The following is a 2,676-nucleotide window of genomic DNA, read 5'->3' as shown; positions in this document are numbered from 1 at the left end:
AGGATGCGCCCGCGGCACCGGCTTCGGCGGGTGCCGCCGGGCGCATCCTCGACGACGACATCCTCGCCCCCGAGCCCTCCACCCCCCACGACAACGAAGGGACCCCCCGCGCATGAGCGAGCCCATGACCAACGAGCTGGGCTGGATGCTCGACGACGTGCTGAAGGTGCCCGAGGCGCGGAACGCCATCCTGCTCTCCGCCGACGGGATGCTCCGCGCCCACTCCGCAGGCATCGACCGCGACGACGCCGAACGCCTCGCCGCCGGCCTCTCCGGCCTCCAGTCGATCAGCCGCAGCACCGCCGAGTTCTGCGGGCCGTCCACCAGCCCCTGGCGGCAGACCATGATCGAGTTCGGGCACGGCTACGTCTTCCTCGTCGCGGCCGGCGAGGGCGCCTACCTCGCCGTCTCCACCGGCGTCGAGGTGGACATGGAGGCCGTCACCTACCGCATGCACAAACTCGTCGACCGGCTCGGCAAGGAGCTGTCCACCCCGGCCAGGCCGGCCACGGGCAGCCGGACATGACGCCCCGCCCCCGGCCCGGCGGGCGCCTGGTGCGGTCGTACGTCGTCACCGACGGCCGCGCCCGCCCCACCCGCAACACCCTGGACCTGATCACCCTGCTGACCGCCGCCGACGACCTCCCCCCGACCGGACTGACCCCCGAGAAGCGCAGGGTGATGGAGCTGTGCCGGCACGGCGCGCTCTCCCTGGGCGAGGTCGCCGGGCACCTAGGGCTGCCGGTCAGCGTCACCAAGGTGCTGGTCGCCGACCTCATGGACAGCGGCCACATCACCACCCGCACGCCGTCCCCCGGGTTCACCAACCCCTTCGAGCAGGGGGAACGCCCCTCGGCCGTCCGGCGGTTCGACGTCGGCATCCTCCAGGAGGTCCTCGATGGGCTTCGCGCCCGCCTCTGACGACGTGTATCTGCGGCCGACCGTGCGGCGCGCGCTCAAGGTGCTCGTCGTCGGACACTTCGCGGTCGGCAAGACCACGTTCGTCGGCACGCTCTCCGAGATAAAGCCGCTGCGCACCGAGGAGGTCCTGACGCAGGCCGGCGCCCTCGTCGACGACCTCGCCGGCACCCGCGACAAGACCACCACCACGGTCGCGCTGGACTTCGGCCGCCTCACCCTCAACCCGTCCCTGGTCCTCTACCTGTTCGGCACACCGGGACAGCAGCGCTTCACCCGGCTCTGGGAGGACATGACCCGCGGCGCCCTCGGCGCGCTGGTCCTCGCCGACACCCGCCGGCTGTCCCACTCCTTCGAGGTGATGGGCACCCTGGAGGACCTGGGCCTGCCGTACGCCGTCGCCGTCAACGACTTCGACGACGCCCCCGTGCACGACCTGGCCGAGGTGCGCGAGGCCCTCGACCTGCTGCCCGAGACGCCACTGGTCCGCTGCGACGCCCGCGATCCGGACTCCTCCACCCGGGCGCTGATCGCGCTCGCCGCTTACCTGCTGAGCCGCGACGCCGAACTGGAGCACGCGTGACCCCCGAGACGCCGTCCGGGCCGCCGCCGGGCTGCCCGGCCCACGAACCCCTCTACGGACCCGACTTCGCCGCCGACCCGGCCGCCGCCTACCGGCGGCTGCGCGCCCACGGCCCCACCGCACCCGTCGAACTCGCCCCCGGTGTCCGGGCCACCCTCGTCACCTCGTACGACGCCGCCCTGTACGTGCTGCGCAGCACCGAGACCTTCTCCAAGGACCCGCGCCGCTGGAACGACCTCGCCGACGGCACCGTCCCCCCGGACAGCCCCGTCGTCCCGATGATGATGTACCGGCCCAACGCGCTGTTCACCGACGGTGAGGAGCACCGGCGGCTGCGGGGCGCCATCACCGACAGCCTCGCCCGCGTCGAGCCGCACACCCTGCGCGGCTACGTCGAGAGCAGCGCCGACACCCTCATCGACCGGTTCGCACCCACCGGCAAGGCCGATCTGCTCGGCGAGTACGCGCAGGTCATCCCCCTGCTCGTCTTCAACCACCTCTTCGGCTGCCCCGCCGACCACGGGCTGAAGCTGGTCGAGGGCATGTCCGGGATCTTCGACGGCGTGGACGCCGAACGAGCCGACGAACTGCTCACCGCCACCCTGTTCGACCTGGTCCACCTCAAGCGGCGCACACCCGGCCCCGATGTCACCTCCTGGCTGCTGGCGCACCCGGCGGCGCTCACCGACGAGGAGATGGTGCACAGCCTCGTCGTGCTCATGGGCGGCGGCACCGAGCCGCAGCAGAACCTGATCGCGGGCGCCCTGCGGCTGCTGCTGTCCGACGACCGCTTCGCGGGCGAGCTGTCCGGCGGCAGCCTGCCCGTCGAGGACGCGCTCGACGAAGTGCTGTGGACCGACCCGCCGATGGCCAACTACGCGGTTCACTACCCGGTCCGGGACGTCGTCCATGAGGGCGCGGCGCTGCGGGCCGGGGACCCCGTGGTGGTCTCGCTGGCCGCCGCGAACACGGACCCCGCGCTGACGGGTGACCGGCGGGCGGGCAACCGGGCCCATCTGGCGTGGAGCGCGGGCCCGCACAACTGTCCCGCGCAGAGCGAGGCCCGGCTGATCGCCTCGGTCGCGGTGGAGAAGCTTCTCGACCGCCTGCCGGACCTGGAACTCGCGGTGCGCGCGGATCAGTTGGAGTGGCGCCCGGGCCCGTTCCACCGGGCG

4 protein-coding genes are annotated in these 2,676 nt (G+C 72.8%); all 4 read left to right on the top strand.

The window, feature by feature from the left end; all coding sequences use genetic code 11:
• The first annotated feature begins 112 nt into the window (after positions 1–112).
• The gene (locus AOK15_RS25375; RefSeq protein ID WP_055520676.1) at positions 113–526 is read left to right on the top strand and encodes a roadblock/LC7 domain-containing protein; all 414 of its coding nucleotides are present in this window, start codon (positions 113–115) and stop codon (positions 524–526) included.
• On the top strand, positions 523–921 hold the full coding sequence (locus AOK15_RS25370; protein WP_055520675.1) for a DUF742 domain-containing protein: 399 nt from the start codon (positions 523–525) through the stop codon (positions 919–921). Before AOK15_RS25375 ends, AOK15_RS25370 begins: the two co-directional genes overlap by 4 nt.
• Positions 899–1,501 carry a GTP-binding protein gene (locus tag AOK15_RS25365; protein WP_055520674.1) on the top strand — a complete coding sequence of 201 codons (603 nt, stop codon included), beginning with the start codon at positions 899–901 and terminating at the stop codon, positions 1,499–1,501. The genes AOK15_RS25370 and AOK15_RS25365 overlap by 23 nt, the downstream gene beginning before the upstream one ends.
• Positions 1,498–2,676 (top strand): cytochrome P450 (locus tag AOK15_RS25360; protein WP_055520673.1); only part of this gene is annotated, 1,179 nt, incomplete at its 3' end. The genes AOK15_RS25365 and AOK15_RS25360, both read left to right, overlap by 4 nt.

The sequence above is a fragment of the Streptomyces ossamyceticus genome (genome assembly GCF_001418475.1).
Taxonomy (GTDB): Bacteria; Actinomycetota; Actinomycetes; order Streptomycetales; family Streptomycetaceae; genus Streptomyces; species Streptomyces ossamyceticus.
The sequence above is the reverse complement of the archived record's forward strand: the minus strand, read 5'-3'. Positions and strand labels throughout refer to the sequence as shown.

What these genes read in the sequence shown, in the direction of transcription:
- AOK15_RS25375 (WP_055520676.1), top strand. Translation starts at nt 113, where the DNA reads ATGAGCGAGCCCATGACCAACGAGCTGGGCTGGATGCTCGACGACGTG.
- AOK15_RS25370 (WP_055520675.1), top strand. Translation starts at nt 523, where the DNA reads ATGACGCCCCGCCCCCGGCCCGGCGGGCGCCTGGTGCGGTCGTACGTC.
- AOK15_RS25365 (WP_055520674.1), top strand. Translation starts at nt 899, where the DNA reads ATGGGCTTCGCGCCCGCCTCTGACGACGTGTATCTGCGGCCGACCGTG.